The organism is Treponema sp. R6D11, assembly GCF_054786075.1.
This window is the reverse complement of record NZ_BDHD01000799.1, coordinates 1-514: the sequence shown is the minus strand read 5'-3', so window position 1 is coordinate 514 and position 514 is coordinate 1. Positions and strand designations below refer to the sequence as shown.

Below are 514 nucleotides of genomic sequence, written 5' to 3'. Positions count from 1 at the left end.
TGCTGTGCGGTATGGCTATTCCATGCTTCATGCCGGTAGACATTTTTTCTTCTCTTTCCATTACAGCCGCTAATGCGGACCCCTTATCCTTGATTTTTCCATTTCTAACAAGAATATCAAGCATTTCGTTGATTATTTCTTTCTTGGTGGTACCTTTTAAATTAAGGTCGATGGTTTCCGTAGAAATTACAGTTTTGAGATTCATAATAATACCATTTTACCCCAAAATTTGAGGAAAGTCAATACTGAGCCGCGCAGGATTCGACCTACATTCGGCAACGTCCTGTTGCCTCATTCCGGTCCGGGGTTTTTACTAAACGCGCATCCTGCGCGTTTGCCGGAGGCACGTAAAAACCCTTCGAATCCTGCGCGGCTCACTAAAATAAAAAAACTCGCCTTACGGCGAGCTTTTTTATTTTTTTATTGGTGAGCCGCACAGGATTCGAACCTCCGACCACCGCCTTAAAAGGGCGATGCTCTGCCAACTGAGCTAGCGGCCCCAAGACCCTCATGG

Annotated in this window: 1 protein-coding gene and 1 tRNA gene; both read right to left on the bottom strand. The window is 45.5% G+C overall.

Translation table 11 applies throughout. The features are described from left to right. Positions 1-205: PTS sugar transporter subunit IIA (locus ACYVTD_RS16185; RefSeq protein ID WP_461248704.1), on the bottom strand; the 205-nt coding region annotated here is incomplete at its 3' end. Between the two features lie 219 nt (positions 206-424). Further along, positions 425-500, bottom strand: a tRNA-Lys gene (locus ACYVTD_RS16180). Positions 501-514 lie beyond the last annotated feature (14 nt).